Source organism: Streptomyces sp. NBC_01750 (assembly GCF_035918095.1).
Taxonomy (GTDB): domain Bacteria; phylum Actinomycetota; class Actinomycetes; order Streptomycetales; family Streptomycetaceae; genus Streptomyces.
The window spans coordinates 3,774,554-3,790,033 of record NZ_CP109137.1; the positions used below are offsets into that span (position 1 = coordinate 3,774,554).

A 15,480-nucleotide genomic window follows, 5' to 3' on the forward strand; every position below is an offset into this window, starting at 1 on the left:
TCGATGGCGCCGCCCGATGGACCTGACCCGCCGGGCTTGGCTCCTTCGGCGGTGGCGGATCGAAATCCTTCGCAACCGGTTGAGACTCACCTCGCCCGGCCCGATCGTCGCGGTCCGATAACAGCCACAGCCCCCGTAACTCCTGTCCCGTAGAGTGCACGCGATGCGTCTCCTTGAACACGCTTTTCAATAGGCAGGTCACGGAGGTGCGCTCATGGGGGAGGGACCGCAGCAATGCGCAGTGGAGCGAAAGTCGCCGTCGTCGGCGGCGTGTTTCTGGTGGTCGCCGGTGGCGTGGGCTACGGCGGCTACAACCTGTACAGCGGGCTGACCGGCGGTGGCGGCGGTGGCGGGGCCGACACCAAGTCGGCATCGGCGCCCAAGAAGACCGGGCCGCCCAGTACGGACGAGATCAGCGAGACCGCCAAGGACTTCCTGGCGGCGTGGGCCGGGGGCAAGGCTCCGGAAGCAGCTCAGCTGACCAACAACGCCGCCGAAGCCGAGCCGCTCATCGCCGGCTACCGCGATCAGGCCCGTGTCTCCGCCGCCGTGATCACTCCGGGTACGGCAGTCGGCGCGACGGTGCCGTTCACCGTCAAGGCGACGGTGACGTACGAAGGGCAGAGCAAGCCCTGGTCGTACGCCTCCGCGCTGACCGTGGTGCGGGGGCAGACCACCGGCAGGCCGCTCGTCGACTGGGCGCCGACGGTGGTTCACCCGAAGCTGACGAAGGGCACCAGCCTCAAGACGGGCGAGGCCTCGGAACCGCCGATCAAGGCCGTCGACCGCGGTGGCCGGGAGCTGACGAAGGAGAAGTACCCGTCGCTCGGACCCGTCCTGGACAGCCTGCGCAAGAAGTACGGCGAGGACGCGGGCGGCACCGCGGGCGTGGAGCTGGTCATCTCGTCCGCGAACGCCTCCACGCCCGACCAGACCCTGCTGACCCTGACCAAGGGCAAGGAGGGCAAGCTGACCACCACCTTGGACGCGGATGTGCAGGCGGCCGCCGAGCGGGCGGTGAAGAAGTACTCGCAGGCTTCGGTCGTCGCGGTGAAGCCGAGTACGGGTGAGATCCGGGCGATCGCCAACAACCCGGCGAGCGGCTTCAACGCGGCGGTGCAGGGCGCGCAGGCTCCTGGCTCCACGATGAAGATCGTGTCCGCGACGATGTTGATGGACAACGGGATCGTCCAGGGCCCGGGCGCCAAGGTCGAGTGCCCGCCGACCGTTTCGTGGGAGGGAGTGACGTTCGAGAATCTCAAGAAGTTCGAGATCAAGAACGGCACTCTCAAGGACAGCTTCCGCCGCTCCTGCAACACCGCCTTCATCAAGGCCGTCAAGCCGCTCACCGAGAAGAACATCGCCGGTACGGCGCTGGGCAGCACCGCCCGTAAGTACTTCGGCATCGGCCTCGACTGGCAGACGGGCATCGTCACCGTCGACGGCAATGTGCCCGAGTCGGCGGGCGCGGAGACCGCGGCCTCGTACATCGGACAGGGCAAGGTCACGATGAACGCGCTCAACATGGCGTCCATCACCGCCACCGCGAAGAGCGGCGTCTTCCACCAGCCGGTGATCGTCCCGCAGTCCCTCGACCACCGTGAACTGGCCACCGCGCAGCCGCTGCCCGGCTCCATCGCGAGGGCGCTGCGCGAGATGATGAGCGCCACCGCGCAGTACGGCACGGGCCAGGCCGCGATGGCCGGGGTCCGCGGCGAGAAGGGCGCCAAGACCGGCTCGGCGGAGGTCGACGGACAGGGCAAGTCCAACAGCTGGTTCACCGGATACGCCGACGATCTGGCGGCGGCCGCGGTCGTGCAGTCCGGCGGGCACGGCGGCGACGCGGCAGGCCCGGTGGTCGCCTCGGTGCTGCAGGCCCGCTGACCCGCCGGCCGACAAGGCAGGCCCACTGACCCGCCGGTCGGCGAGGAAACAGGCCCGCCGACCCGCCGGCCGACCGGAAAAGCAGCTCGCATGGCCCGTACAACTACCGCTAGCGTGCGGGCCATGAGCAGTCACCACACCGACGCGCGCCCCCGTTTCGCCGAGGCTCTGCGCGAGCTCGCCGATCTCGTCCGGGAGACCACCGGCTACGCGATCGGCGGCGTACCGCCCTTCGGCCATGCCACCAGGACGCCAGTGCCGGCCAGCCGCGGACTGCTCGACCACGCCGTGGTGCGGGCGGCGGCGGGGACCCAGCACACGGTCTTCCCGCTCGACCCCAAGACGCTGATCGCGCACGCGGGCGGCACGCTGGTGGATGTACGCGAGCGCACGGCGTGACGGTTCTCGTCGCCACGGCGGTCCTGATAGCCGCGGTCACACACGCCGGCTGGAACGCAATCGCCCATACCATCACCGATCAGTTGGTCGCCTTCACACTGATCGCCGGCGGCGGCACGGTGATCGGGGCCGTGCTGGCCTGTTTCTCGCCGCTGCCCGAGGCCGGCGCCTGGCCGTACCTGATCGCCTCCGCGCTGCTCCACATCGGCTACCAGACGCTGCTGATGCGGTCGTTCAGCCTGGGCGACTTCGGCCAGATGTATCCGATCGCCCGGGGTACCGCGCCACTGGTGGTGACCGTGCTCGCTGCGCTGTTCATCGGCGAGAGCCTGAACGGCTGGCAGCTGGCCGGGGTGGTGCTTGCCTCGGCGGGACTCGTCGGCGTGGCTCTGTGGGGCATCCGGGGCTCGGGTACCCGCCCGCACTGGCCCGCGTTGCTCGCCGCGCTGGCGACCGGTCTTTCGATCGCCGCCTACACGGTCGTGGACGGTGTGGGCGTACGTGCGTCGGGCACGCCGCTCGGCTATATCGCCTGGCTGATGATCCTGGAGGGGTCGCTGATCCCGGCGTACACGCTCTATGTCCACCGGGGCGGTCTGCTCGCCAAGCTGCGCCCGTACGCGGCGCGCGGACTGCTCGGCGCGGTGCTGTCCATCGCCGCCTACTCGTTGGTGCTGTGGGCGCAGACCCGAGCGCCGCTCGCTCCGATAGCGGCGCTGCGCGAGTCGTCAGTCATACCTGGCTCGTACCGTATTTGTCATGAGCCGATCTAAGAGCAAGGTGAGCGTCACTCCCGGCGATGACGCGGCGATCTACTGCCGGATCTCGCACGTGAAGGACGACGATCAGACCGGTGTAGACCGACAGGAGCGCATCTGTCGGGAGGTCGCCGAGCGCCTGCAATTACGCATCGCGCCGGAACACGTCTACGTGGACAACAACCGTTCAGCCTGGCAGCGCAACCGCAAGCGTCCGGGTTGGGACGAGATGCTCAAAATGATGAGCGAGGGTGCCATCCGGCACGTGATCGTTTATCACCCGGACCGGCTGATGCGGCAGCCGAAGGACCTTGAAGAGCTCTTGTCCATAGCCGAGGACAAACGCGTCCTGTTGCACGGCGAGGCCAACCGTCGTGACTTGTCCGACCCGGACGACCGTTTCATCCTGCGCATCGAAGTCGCACATGCCTGCCGTTCATCCGATGACACATCGCGTCGGCTCAAGGACGCGTTCAAGGAAATGGCCGAGGCGGGCACTCCGCACATCGGGAATCGCCCGTACGGATACACCAGGAGCGGGCACGCGATCATCGAGGAGGAAGCCGAGATCGTGCGGGAGGTCTACCGCCGTTACCTGGACGGGGAGTCACCCAGTGCGATCGCTCAGGACCTCCACGCCCGCAAGGTCCCGACGTCCAAAGGGAAGCGCTGGCAGCCGGAGAACGTGCGACACCTGCTGTCCTCCAACTACGTCGCCAGCATTCGTGTTCATCAGGGCGAGGAGATCGGGCCGGGCACTTGGCCCGCCATCATCGATCGGGGACAGTGGGACGAAGTACAGCAGTACCGGAAGCACCGCGCCGCGCGCATCGACAAGGAACGTAAACGGCCCGATCGTTACTACCTGCTCCGTGGAGTGGCCACCTGCACTTGCGGGATGCGCATGGCCGGCACGAACGGCGGCAGGTACGCGTACTACCGGTGCACCCGAGCGGCGCTGAACGGCGAGCAGAGGTGTGGTCGTTCCGTATCAGCCGGGCCGCTGGAGAGGTTCATGCGAGATGTCGCGGTCAAGGGGCTAACGGAGATCGATGTATCCGGCCGCCCGCTCGTCAGCACGGTGCGCCCGGAAGCCGACGTGGAGGCCGAAGAGAAGGACGAGAAGAAGCTCAAAGAGTTGAATCAGCTCTGGCTTGACGATGATCTCTCTACGAGCGAGTACCAGTCGATGCGTGGCGTCATCGTCAAGAGGATGAAGGAACGCCAGCGCAGGACCGTTCAGCGGCCGGTGGCTGTGCTCGAAGGCATCGCGGGCCCGGATGCCGAGGCCAACTGGACGGAGCTGGAGAGGCGGGAGAACTACGCCCGCATGAACGCGATTTACCGGTTCCTCTTCTCCGCCGTCATCGTGCACCCTCCCAAGACGCGAGGCCGAGGGTTCGATACAGACCGCGTCGAGGTCAAGCCGAACCCACTCCCCTAACGATCAACCGAACCGGGGCCGAGGAGCCGCGCCAGACGGGCAGCGCTCTTCGGCCCTATGCGTTTAGGGATCTTCGCCGCTTCTCGTTCAACAGCACGTCTCCACTTCTCGGGGTTCTGTCGCGCCATCAGTCCACCGCCCATCGGCTGATCTCTTCGTGGGCGATCTCCCGGTTACGGCTGAGGTCTTCGGCGACTCCTGCCGCGATGAGTGCCGCTCCGGGAGTGTGACCGGAGGCGATGTAACGCCAGTTCGCGTCAGTGACCGCCTCGGGCTCGTCGGGCAGATCGGCCCCGGCGGCGGTGCGTTCGTGTTCGGCGCGTTCGGCGCGCAGGGTGGTGTAGGTGGTGGAATAGGCGCGGGATTTGGTGAGGATGTGGCCGCGGTAGCCGAGGGTGTGTGCCCACTCCCGGAGCCGTAGGGGTGCGAATTCGGGCAGGCCGCCGAGTCGCCAGCAGGCGCGCATGAGAGATCGCAGGTGTGGGGAGACCACGGCGGTCTCGATGTCGTCGGCGGAGGTCAGCCGGTAGTCGGTGCCGGCGGCAGTGTCGGCCGCGCCCTTGGTGACGTACTTGGCCACGTACGCGGCGACCGCGTCGTCTGAGAGTCCGTCGGCGTCGTCGAAGGCACGCAGTGGCCTGGCGTCGAGTTGGGTGCCCCACCGCAGGATGTGTTGTCCGGTGGCCGGGCTGTAGGGGCTGTGGACCGTGACGGCGCGTGCAGCAGAGCAGACGGCAGTGGTGAGCGTGTCGGCGGTTGCCCAGGGCGGGGGCGGGTCGTGGGGACCGGCCGGGCCGTCGAGGCGCACGACGGCGTGGACGTGGATGGCTGCGCGCTTCTGGTACTCGGCGACTTTGGCGAAGGAGAGCCGGGCGTGGTCGGGGAAGCGGGTCTGTGCGATCCCGGCGGCTGAGGCGAGGGTGCGGCGGACGGTACGGGTGAAGCGGGCCCAGAGCTCCCCGGTGTGGGCGTGCCACAGGACGTGGCCCGGGTAGTCGTAGCAGTCGGGGCACAGCGGCTGGCCGACGAGGGGGTCAGTGTCGGTGTGCCGGGCGGAGCAGCCGACAGGCTGCCCGTGTTCGCACTGCCCGGCGCGGCGGGGGCGGCAGCGCTCTGTGCCGGTGGTGATGTGGTGTACCGGGCCGAATCCGGGGGCGGTGAGGGTGACGAAGAGCCGGGGATGTTCCCGTACGTGGGCGGGGACGGTCTTGCCGCCGACGAGTCCGGCGCGCACCAGGTGGAAGGTGTCTCCGGCGTGGAGGCGGGAGCAGGGCGGGCAGACGGTGGCGCGTCGGTTGCGGCAGCGGACGAGGAGCCGTTCGCCCGGTTCGGTGGTGGTGTCGTAGTGGTGCAGGATTTCGCCGCTGTGGGTGTCGCGGACGGTGGTGGCGCCGGTGAGGTGGATGGGGTGGGCGCAGCCGCCGGTGGCGGTGATTTGTTCCAGCCAGCGGGCGAACTGCGGGTCTTGGGCGAGGCGGATGGTGTCTTGGTCGACTTCGGGGAGCTGACGCAGACGCGCCGCGCGGTCGAGCACGGCGCGTCTGTCAGCCGAGGTGATGTCGGCGGTGATGGTGGGGACCTTCCCGGTTGGGCCGCCGCAGCGGCACGGACGGTGGATGGGTGGGCTGTGTCCATGGCGATCACTCCTCGTTGGATGGCCAGTTGGCCGGTTGGGTCAGCGGATGGTTCCGGTCCCGCGGCAGCAGCGGCAGCGCCGCCGGTGTCCGGTGCGGGTCTTGCGGTAGCGCTCGCCCTTGCAGACGGGGCAGCGCACGCGGCGCATCGGCATACGGCTCCCTGTCAGGTGTGGGTGAACCCGGAGAAGAGCCAGGTCACGAGGCCATCCACGGTGAAGATGACGGGGGTCTGGCCGAGGTAGAGGCCGAACAGGCCGATCATCACGGCTTCCCACGTCTTCACATCGCGGGAGCGCACCAGGAGGACGGTGATGATCCCGAAGACCAGGGCGAAGGGAATCGAGGCTTCCTCACTCATGGATCTCACTCCCTACCGAGGCCTTCAGGGCCTGGTCCAGGCCGGGCAGTTCGGGCGTCATGCCTGCGTAGGCGGTGGCGGTCTTACGCGCCTCTTCGGTGGTGGTGAGGTGGGACCGGGCCCGGTCCCAGCCGCCTTCCGTCCCGGTGCACACGGCCACGCCCTTCTCTTGCGAGGTGATGGACTGGGCGACGGCAACGGCGTCCTTGTTGAGATCGCCCAGGGTCATTTCCGCTGTTGCGGGGTCGTTGACGCGGTGGCAGATCCGCCCGGCCAGCTGAGCGCGCAGCGCGGTCACCCCGGGCCCGAGGTCGGAACCGACGCGTTGCCCGGCGACCACGAGATGCACACCGAGGGCCGCGCCGAGCTGCCCGAGGCGCAGGAGGTAGGTGGAGCACTGCTCCGCCTCCGCCTTGCCCTCCCTGGTGCCGTCGGTCAGGTAGAGCTCGGCGAGCTCGTCGACGATGACCACGACGGGCACCGGTCGCCGCGTGTGCGGCAGTTCCCAGGTGGAGCGGGCCCCAGCCTGGCGGCAGATGCGCATCCGGCCCTGGATCTCGACCACAAGCGCGCCGAGTACCGCCACCGCCTCCCGCCGGCTGGTGGTCAGCGCAGTCAGCCGATCGCCGAACAGGCCCAGTTCCATGCCGCCCTTGCAGTCGATGCCGACCAGCGCGACCGGCTGCGGGGCGAGCTGGCACACCAGCCGGGCAAGCAGAGTGGACTTGCCCGACTGGGTCGCCCCGGTGATCAGCCAATGGGGAATCTGCCGCAGGTCCACCACCCAAGCCCCGCCCGACTCCAGCACGCCGACCACCGCACACAGCAGCTCAACCGGAGCCGATGCGAGACCGGGCCGCTCCAGCGGATCCCGGGCGGTCGCCGTGATCAACACGATTCCCCGCTCCGGGGAGGTCACCCGCACCCCGTGCACACGCCAGGCGTGCATCAGAGCGTCGGCCGCTGCGATGAACGGGCCCGGGGTCTGCCCCGGATGAAGCCGCACCACCAGAGAGAGGCCGGTAGGGGTGGCGCGGGGGAAGGAGATGCGCGGGGCGATGGGGCGCACCGGCTCGCCCCGTACTTCCAGGTCGCCCACGATCCGGCGGGCGGGTTTGTGGGTGACGGTGAGGCCGTTGAACTGCGCGACCCTGCGCCAGGTGACCAGCACCCGCACCGCAGTGACCGGGTAGCCGGTCAGGTACCAGAACCACACCGGGTGCCGCTCCCGCAGCGCGGACCCGGCGACCAGTAACCAGGCGAGTGCGGCGAGAGTGAACGCGAGCAGGATCGGTCCCATCACGCGCCACCCGCCTTACCGGCAGGGGCAGTTCCAGGCCCGCCACCACCCGGTACGGGCGTGATCGCGGCGGCACGGAAGCTGATCCCATGTCGGTCGCCCATCGCCCAGGCAAATGCCTCGAGGCCCGTGACCCTGACCTCGGTGCCTTCCGTGACGCCCTTCGGCTCCCCGGTCACCGAAATCTCGATCACCGAGACCCGGCGCCCCTCTTGGCGGACCATGACGGCCACGGTGTAGATCGTGTTGCCGTCCCGGTCCTTCTTCACCTCCTTCGTCTCGAAGTTGCTGACCTTCGCTTCCGGCTCGACAGCGCACCGCAGTACGCCGAGCCGGGATGTGTCCACAGGTATGGACTGCATGGGTAGTTGGCCTCCTTGGCCATCCAGACGCCAGGAAATAGCCTGACGTCACTCGTACTGACGAGTGACAACGATGCATGGGTTGACGCGAGAAGGCAAGCACTTATGCTGACGAGTGACGTAACACGACGGGCGTCAGCCGCCCGCATCCCAGTGCGCGCCCATGAGCGGAGGCCACAGACATGGCAGGCATCGAGCGCCCCGGACCCCTGTACCAGCAGGTTGCCGCCGCGATCCGGCAAGGCATCGCCGACGGCGAATTCCCCCCAGGCACCCCGCTCCCCTCAGAGGCCCAGCTCATCGAGCGCTACGAAGTCAGCCGGCCCACCGTGCGCAACGCCATCGCGGCGCTACGGTCCGAAGGGCTCATCGAAGTGCGGCACGGGAAAGGCAGCTTCGTGAAGGGCGCACCGACGCCGCCGCTCACGATCGAGCGCACCGTCACGCGCAGCGGAAAGACGTTTACATCGGAACTCACCAAGTGGACCCAGGCGCACGAGCCGACCGTGTACCGGACCGAAACCACTGCCACGACCGGCCCGCTGCTCGAACTCGCCGAGGGCGGAGCGCTGTTCGGCGTCGACCGCGTCCTGATCGACCCGGCTACTGGGACCCGCGCACTGCACCGCGTGCTGATCCCGTTCGCCACCGCCGAGAACACGCCGCCCCTCGCCGACGCCCCCGACACCGCGTTGGAGGAGATCTACACCGCTCTCACCGCGGCCGGGCACAAACTCAGCTGGACCGAGACCGTACGAGCCCGCATGCCCCAGGCCGACGAGCGCAGCGTCCTCGAACTTCCCGACGCCACACCGGTCATCCACACGATACGCGTCACCCACGGCACCGACCACCGGCCCCTCATCCTCGAAGAGCTCCGCGCCAACGGCAGCCAGGCCCAACTCACGTACCGCATCACCGCCGACAGCCCCCGCACACTCCGCGCCGTCCGCAACTGACAGCCCGGCGACAGGCCGTGTCGGTCCAAACCTTCTTCACTTACTCAAGGCGCCGCGCAAGCGCGGCGCGCGCCGCAGCCCCCGGCTGCGGGCTTGCCTTTGTCTTCGCCCGGCTGCCCCCAGCCGGGCGGCGGCGCACCGAGCGCGAACGCCAACCGTCAGAGAAGGGCCGGCGGGGCCTGGGGCGGTCGGCTCCACGGCTTTAGGCAGCCACCATGGGGCGAGCCTCGAAGATCGGGGCCCACGTCGGGCTATTGCGGGCAGGTCCAGAGACTGCCCGAGTCGCGGAAAGCTTACGGGCCCCGATCTCTCGCCCCATGGCAGCTCCCGCCCAAAGCCGCTACACCGACCTCGGCTCGCTCCCGTGCCGCGTGACTCCCTCACCACCTAGGCAGCAATCCTCAGTAGTCCATGGCATCTTCTGCACCCTCTAGCCGGATGAGCCGCTGGCTTCCAAGGTCGATAACGTTTGCTTCTGCTTCCCCCAGCATCGTAGAAAGGGCAGCAACCGATGCAGCAGAAGTGGCAATTACCTGGTCGCCAGCTTCGGAGCAACGTGCAAGTCGGCGCAGGGCCGCGCGAAAGTGATCCTCGTCTAGTTCATGCTGGCGCGGCTCATCAAGCATCAGAAAACCGGGATGCGGCGTTCCCAGTTCATGCCCCAATTCGCGAATGCCATTCAGGTATGCGATCTTCGTGCGAACTACGTCACTAGCGCTTGCATCAGTGTCTAGGTTCAAACCCTCGCGTTCGGGTCGGAGGGTTTCTTCGTCAATTGTCACCATGTTGGCGCTGTAGCTGCTAAATCCAAAGTCCGCAAGCTGCTCCCGGACTACTCGTTGCAAAAGATCGCGACGGCGATTGTCTTCTTGAGGCGTGACCTGCGGAAGTTCAAACAGGTCGACCCTCGTTTCAAAGATTGAATTCGCGATTCCCTGCATCTCATCAAGCAGATCGTGGATTGCTTCTCGCGTTCTGGTGAACTCTGTCAAGCGAACCTCAGCAGTAACTCTCTTGGCGATCTCACCTGAGCTGAGTGAATCTTCCGGCCCGATTAAGTCGCGGCGAAGGGCCTTGATCTCGGTCCTGCAAGCGTCGACGGCCCTCTGGATGGCTCTATAGGAGGCGCGACTTTCTGTAGCAGCTTCCTGTGCCTGCTCTCTCATCTCTTCAAAGGTTCGAAGCTGGGATGAAAGCAACGAAATCGTGGCATCCACGTCAAGCACGGGCCCAACATTCCTTGCCTCCACATTGGCTAGCGGCTGATGACAAGTTGGGCAGTCCGAGTCCGTGAGATCTAGGATCTCGCTTGAGGCTCCCAGGCGCAGGAGTGTCTTGATGTCCTGATTCTTCAACTTTTCATCCTGCAGCGCCGTGATTCGACTCTGCAGAGTCATAAGTTGCTTCTCGTTCAGGGTGAGGTTCTGCTCCACGATCCTCGCCATGGTGGTGAGACGCGATAGCTCTTGTTCTCGCTCTCGCAAGAGTTCGCTAAGCAGGTCCTGTCCAACCTCACCAACTTGAGACTCTGGCGCCGGAGCAGCAGCCGCTTGGAGGGTACTCCGAACCTCTTCTTCGCTTCGCCACTCTTCGTCTACCAAGACTTGCAGCCTGGCTTCACTCGTTGACGTTGGCGAAGTTGGGCGGCTCCCGCCTCGAATTCGAGCGCCAGCAGGCAATTCGGGGAGCCCAATTACTCGTCCGCCGATCGCTGTCGAAGTTGCTTCCACGGCCGCGAGCTTTCTGCCCCACTCACTGCGCAGCTTCTTGATCTGATCTTCCAGTCGATACCGCCGGGCGGCAGTTTCGGGGCCCGAGAATGCCAAGAGAAACTCGGCAGCGCGCCTAGTAGGTTCGCGTAGTTGGTACTGAGTAACTGCCCGGGGGCCGGCTGACCCCCAAGAGCGTTGATCTGCATAGAGGAATGGGAAGATAATCTCAGGGTAGAGCGGGCTCTCCCCTCCCGTGTATCGCGGGATCATGGGGAGCTGCCAATCCAAGTAGTCCGCGAGGAAACGATGGAATCCCCGTGGATTCTTGGCCGAACCCGACTCTCTGACGAAGAATTCTTCCTGCCTTCCTGCGCGTTCACCATCCGTGATGGCGGGTCCTCGCCATACTCGTACGAGGTTGGGTTGGACGCGACTGTTCTTCACGGCCCTTTGCACCGTGACGATGCCGTTGCTGTTCTCCAGCTCGGCGGCGCACCAACTGGCGCTCACAGCAACCGAGCGCTCGGGGACGCCGAGCGAGAGTTGAGTGGTGAGCGCGCTCCCCAGGGAAGTCCCAGCATTTGGGCCGAACATCGCTTCAAGACCGAGCGCATATAGGATGGCCTGTAGCGTTTGAGTCTTTCCCCGGCTATTACTCGCCCGTACTACGTTCAGGCCAGTCTTGAACCGGACTGTCGCACCAGCTGGTCCTGCGGCGCTCTGCACACGGATCTTGACGGCTCGAATCTTGGTCTTCAAGGACGACTCCCCCTATATCCGTTAATTTCAAACACTGCGAGTGAGGTGGCGGGCAACGGAGGCGTCACTCAGCCGTCGGAATTGACGAAGAAAGGTCTTCTCTGCCGCCATCAATTCATCATCAGACTCTATCTGCCGCGCGAAAAGAATCCCCTGGGGAGCGAGGGTGACTCGATGGTTATTCGGCCCAGAAATCTTGACCATGCCTCGAATTAGGCCAACGTTAAGAGCGACTTGAAGGTGGGGATCCGACCTCTTCGTGATTGTGTTTGCAAGCCGATTTCCTGCCCACCAAGACAGCAGCATCTGGCCTCGTCGGCGGTTTTGTAGCGACCATGTAAAGAGGTGTAGGTTCTCGATAGAAGCGCTCTGCTTGTTGAACACATTGAGGACGAGAGCGATCTGCGCCAGCTTGTACGTAACCCGCGCGTCGGCCGGTATGGGATGAGGCTGACTACGAAACGCGACTCGCGCCTCTTCGACTTCTTCAGTCTCCAGTGGTTCATCTTCGCCAGTCACTTTGACTCCCTCATGATGCTCTCTCATCGTAAAAGTCGAGAGGACATCTCATCAGCCAGTCTGCGACTTGGCCATGAGCCAGCGTTCGAGACTCACTCGACGAGGAATCCGGGGCGCAGAAACGCACGCGCCTTTCTGTTTCCTCAAGAACCTTTTTGAGCTGAGATGCCGCTTGCCCCTCGTCAAGAATGAATTCCATCACGAGTCGATGTTCGAGGTCATCTAGCTGTGATTCCAAGAGGGAATGGATCTCGGTGTAGTGGTCCTTAATGTAAGCGCGGAATTCCTGACTGTTGAGATAGGCCGTGAGGAGGCGCTGCACGTAGTCGTTTCGACGCGATTCATTCTGAAGGATTGTGACTTTAGCGAGCTTCTCATGCATCGTGGCGACCTGTGAGCTGTCGACAGCGCCGTAGTTCGGCTCAGCTAGTGGTGGCAGGTGCATCCTTGCAAGGTAGGCGTTCACCACCTTCTTGTAGCTATACTCGTAATCCTCCATGGTCTGACAGATAACATGGATATCGGGATCGGCGTATTCTAGGGCAGCAATGCGCACTCTATCCGTCTGAGCGGAGCAATGAGCGGCAAGATCTTTGCTGTCGATCTCAGGGCAAAGGATAATCCAGCGGTTGATCGTTACGTGCTTGCCGAACAGCTTCTTCAGTTTGGCTCTATTGTTGATAAATTTGCCGACATCTTCAGTGGTTTTGTCGCGCTGCTTCTGGTAGCGCTTCAGCGTTGGCAGTGGCTCTTCTGGGCTGTAGCACTGAAAGGCATGGCCAGTAAGGGTGTATGCCTCGAGGCCGTGATCGCCTCCCTTGTCAGGGACCACCACCAGGTCGGCACCGTGATGCATCCGAAGCACCTGAGTGCACAGGTCCTGCCATTCGGCGCCACTCAGGCCGATCAAGCCACTCATGCTCTGATCCACAAGCACGAAGCTAACTGCATGATGGGCGACTTGTCCCCGCTGTCAGCCAGATCAGTGGATCACTGTCCGGCTTTGTCCAGGTGCGGAACGTTACCCCTGACCTCCGTGGGGCGAGGGCTGCCCTCAGCGAGAGGCGGCTGCGATCCGAGGTTGGTCATGCCCCCAGAGGTCGTCAGCCTCACTGTGGCCCCTGCTGACCTGGTAGGACCGCTTCGAGGTCGGCACCAGGCTTACAAAGCGGGTGTCAGAAGTCTTGAGCCTGTCGGCGCTCGCTTGTCACCGACGGGAGCTCTACCTGCCAATGGCCTCGACTGCGTCGATGTGTGACACCACGCGCCGGAGGGCGACTGCAAGTTTGATCTCCTGGTGCGTCCGGCTCGTGATCGTCGATGTAGCTGCTCGCCAGCGCTCTACGCCAGGAGGCTCCGCGGCCTCAAAGAGTCGTCCCGCGAGGCGGTCAGCGAGATCGAACGCCCGGGAATCGAGCTCGCTGAGACGCTTCATGGCGTTGGCCAGTTCAGCATGCACCCGTGGCGACAGCCAGCGCAGTCCAAGGTCCTCGGCCTGCGGCCTGATGTCGTTGTCCAGCCGCGCCCAACACTGGATCAGCTGAGTTACCCACTGGTGCTTGCGGGCCGCGTCGCAGGCATATGTGCGTCTCCGCATCGCATCCAGCGCGTCCAGGTGCTCCCGCAGGATCCTCGCATCGGCCGTCCGCACTGCGGGGTCGTCGGGGACGTCTTGCTGAAGGAAGCGGCGTAGCTGCTCGTGAGCCATTCGTAGGTCTGGGAGGGCTTCCTCCACCTCAATCGTGTCGTCGCTGACGAAGCCCTCCATGAAGGTGTTTAGGAAGCGATCGACAGCCGCAGTGACTCGGCGGCGGCATTCCCGGCGGGCTCCCGCCTCGGCCTGGGCGTCAGCGAGATGCGAAAGCACGGCGAGCGCGAAGGGAACGCCAATTAGCAGACCTGTGAGGCTCGATAGCAGGTTGGTCAGGAATGCTCGGTTGTCCCACCAGCCGTTCGCATCCCCGATGATGCCCAGCGCCGCCATACTCAGCCCAAGCGGCACGGCAGTGCAGACCACCAGCCTGATCAGCCTTGGTGTCTCTCGCCACCACCACCTGATTCCCCCACGCACCACATTGCCTCCCCAGAATGTCCGTATGGCCATCGGCCAGCTTGCGGACTACAGCCCGTTCGTGGCCCACACCACCCGGGCCATTCTGTTGCCTCCCAGCCTCGTGAAGACCTGCTCGCTCTTGCTGCGAGCCAGGGGTGCTCGGTCATCTGGCCGGAGGGCAAGGGCTACAGCAGCACCACCCCGAGCATCTTCCCGTAGCGCCATGCGCCACCTCGCCGGTCGGCGGCCTATTCGTGGACGGGCGAGGAAGCACTTGCCATCCTCAACGCGTTGACCTGGTGAAACGCGCGAGCCTCACGAGGCCTCCGGAGCCGTTGCAGTACAGCTGTGAAGTACAGCAACCACCGCGACAGCATCCGATCAGCATCGGCCCCGATCACCCAGGCTGACGAGTCGAATCGAGCCGGGCGACTCCGCTCGGAACAGCACGAGGCAATGGCCGGTTCTCCCGTGGCGGCTCGTGTGCTGGGGTGGAGTCTTGTGCGCTCCGTAGTCCGCCGCAGGCTCGCGCGATCTATGCGGCGGCAGGCGGCTCCTCCTTGCCGTCCGCTGGAGGCGGCAGTTCGGGCTTCTTGAAACGTTGCCAAGCATCGCGCGCTCGTCCGGCGGAATCGATCACGTCTGGGAGCTGATCGAGCAGCCCCTTCAAGGCGAAGAGGCAGATCGAAGCCACGCCAGCGATGGCGAGAATGAAGAGGATGGCTGCGCCGTCCACCGATCCTTACCTTCCCTGTCATGGGTCGGACCGGGTGCGCAGGCAGCCTCGATCCGAACCCTCCGGTTCGGGTCGAGACACCTACGCTGACGTGTGCGCAAATGTTCTCGGGTGGGCTGCTATTCGTTCTCAGCCCGTCGTGCGGCAAGTAGTACTTAGCTCCGTCCGATCAGCCTGAGGTCCGACTCACGCCAGTAGCCCACGGCGGCTGCGAAAACGCCATGTCCAGTCAGGTTGAGCTGATCGGTAGTCCTGGTTCCGGCATATTTGCCAGTCGCCCAGGTGCGAAGGGCGTGATCGCCCCTCAAGCCACCATGCTAGCGCACGCCGGTGCGGTCGTCCTCAAGACCGAAGTAGGCCCCCACCCACTTGAGTTGGGGACCACTCTCGACACGTTGACCTGCTGAAGCGCGTGAAACGCGTGGGCCTCCGGAGCAGCGTGCGCAGGTTCGAATCCTGCCGCGCTGAAGCCGGACAGGCGATTCGCGAAAGTCACCGGAGCGGCTCATGTTCCCCCTGTTCAGCCTGCATGGGAAGGGAGGATGGAGAGAGGTGAGCGCGCGGCAGGGTGGAGTTCACCGGCAGCACGGTCGACTTGCG

At 65.2% G+C, this 15,480-nt stretch carries 12 protein-coding genes, 1 tRNA gene and 2 pseudogenes; 6 read left to right on the forward strand and 9 right to left on the reverse strand.

Features of this window, described 5'->3' with window-relative positions; translation table 11 throughout:
- Positions 1 to 234 precede the first annotated feature (234 nt).
- From OG966_RS16770 to OG966_RS16785, 4 genes and pseudogenes are all read left to right on the forward strand, one after another.
- Positions 235 to 1,884 (forward strand): penicillin-binding transpeptidase domain-containing protein, encoded by a 1,650-nt coding sequence (locus tag OG966_RS16770; protein ID WP_326650470.1) that lies wholly within the window; start codon positions 235 to 237, stop codon positions 1,882 to 1,884.
- Between the two features lie 180 nt (positions 1,885 to 2,064).
- Positions 2,065 to 2,283 (forward strand): annotated as a pseudogene (locus OG966_RS16775) (YbaK/EbsC family protein); the annotation flags it as partial.
- Positions 2,280 to 3,029: pseudogene (locus OG966_RS16780) on the forward strand (EamA family transporter); the annotation flags it as partial. The pseudogenes OG966_RS16775 and OG966_RS16780, both read left to right, overlap by 4 nt.
- 13 nt (positions 3,030 to 3,042) lie before the next feature.
- Positions 3,043 to 4,485, forward strand: coding sequence for a recombinase family protein (locus OG966_RS16785; protein ID WP_326650471.1), 1,443 nt, complete (start codon positions 3,043 to 3,045; stop codon positions 4,483 to 4,485).
- 127 nt (positions 4,486 to 4,612) lie between these two features.
- Here the strand turns inward: OG966_RS16785 and OG966_RS16790 are convergent, their stop codons facing one another.
- From OG966_RS16790 to OG966_RS16805, 4 genes are all read right to left on the reverse strand, one after another.
- On the reverse strand, positions 4,613 to 6,019 hold the full coding sequence (locus tag OG966_RS16790; RefSeq protein ID WP_326650472.1) for a replication initiator: 1,407 nt from the start codon (positions 6,017 to 6,019) through the stop codon (positions 4,613 to 4,615).
- A gap of 266 nt (positions 6,020 to 6,285) precedes the next feature.
- A complete protein-coding gene (locus OG966_RS16795; protein WP_326650473.1) occupies positions 6,286 to 6,480 on the reverse strand; it encodes a hypothetical protein in 195 nt (64 codons plus the stop codon).
- On the reverse strand, positions 6,473 to 7,780 hold the full coding sequence (locus OG966_RS16800; RefSeq protein WP_326655249.1) for an FtsK/SpoIIIE domain-containing protein: 1,308 nt from the start codon (positions 7,778 to 7,780) through the stop codon (positions 6,473 to 6,475). Before OG966_RS16800 ends, OG966_RS16795 begins: the two co-directional genes overlap by 8 nt.
- Complete coding sequence (locus OG966_RS16805) at positions 7,780 to 8,142, reverse strand: SCO3933 family regulatory protein (RefSeq protein WP_326650474.1); 363 nt, start codon at positions 8,140 to 8,142, stop codon at positions 7,780 to 7,782. The genes OG966_RS16800 and OG966_RS16805 overlap by 1 nt, the downstream gene beginning before the upstream one ends.
- Positions 8,143 to 8,324: 182 nt before the next feature.
- On the opposite strand from OG966_RS16805, the gene OG966_RS16810 reads away from it, so the two are divergent.
- Positions 8,325 to 9,101, forward strand: a complete 777-nt coding sequence (locus OG966_RS16810) for a GntR family transcriptional regulator (protein ID WP_326650476.1) — start codon at positions 8,325 to 8,327, stop codon at positions 9,099 to 9,101.
- Between the two features lie 401 nt (positions 9,102 to 9,502).
- Here the strand turns inward: OG966_RS16810 and OG966_RS16815 are convergent, their stop codons facing one another.
- The 5 genes from OG966_RS16815 to OG966_RS16835 all read right to left on the reverse strand — a co-directional run bounded on the left by OG966_RS16815 (position 9,503) and on the right by OG966_RS16835 (position 14,880).
- A complete protein-coding gene (locus tag OG966_RS16815) occupies positions 9,503 to 11,572 on the reverse strand; it encodes a hypothetical protein (protein ID WP_326650477.1) in 2,070 nt (689 codons plus the stop codon).
- Between the two features lie 27 nt (positions 11,573 to 11,599).
- Positions 11,600 to 12,091 (reverse strand): hypothetical protein, encoded by a 492-nt coding sequence (locus tag OG966_RS16820; RefSeq protein ID WP_326650478.1) that lies wholly within the window; start codon positions 12,089 to 12,091, stop codon positions 11,600 to 11,602.
- A gap of 10 nt (positions 12,092 to 12,101) precedes the next feature.
- Positions 12,102 to 13,010 carry a hypothetical protein gene (locus OG966_RS16825; RefSeq protein ID WP_326650480.1) on the reverse strand — a complete coding sequence of 303 codons (909 nt, stop codon included), beginning with the start codon at positions 13,008 to 13,010 and terminating at the stop codon, positions 12,102 to 12,104.
- 303 nt (positions 13,011 to 13,313) lie between these two features.
- Positions 13,314 to 14,162, reverse strand: coding sequence for a hypothetical protein (locus OG966_RS16830; RefSeq protein WP_326650481.1), 849 nt, complete (start codon positions 14,160 to 14,162; stop codon positions 13,314 to 13,316).
- A 517-nt stretch (positions 14,163 to 14,679) separates the two neighbouring features.
- The gene (locus tag OG966_RS16835) at positions 14,680 to 14,880 is read right to left on the reverse strand and encodes a hypothetical protein (protein WP_326650482.1); all 201 of its coding nucleotides are present in this window, start codon (positions 14,878 to 14,880) and stop codon (positions 14,680 to 14,682) included.
- Between the two features lie 406 nt (positions 14,881 to 15,286).
- Here OG966_RS16835 and OG966_RS16840 point away from each other — a divergent pair.
- Positions 15,287 to 15,345, forward strand: a tRNA-OTHER gene (locus OG966_RS16840).
- Positions 15,346 to 15,480 lie beyond the last annotated feature (135 nt).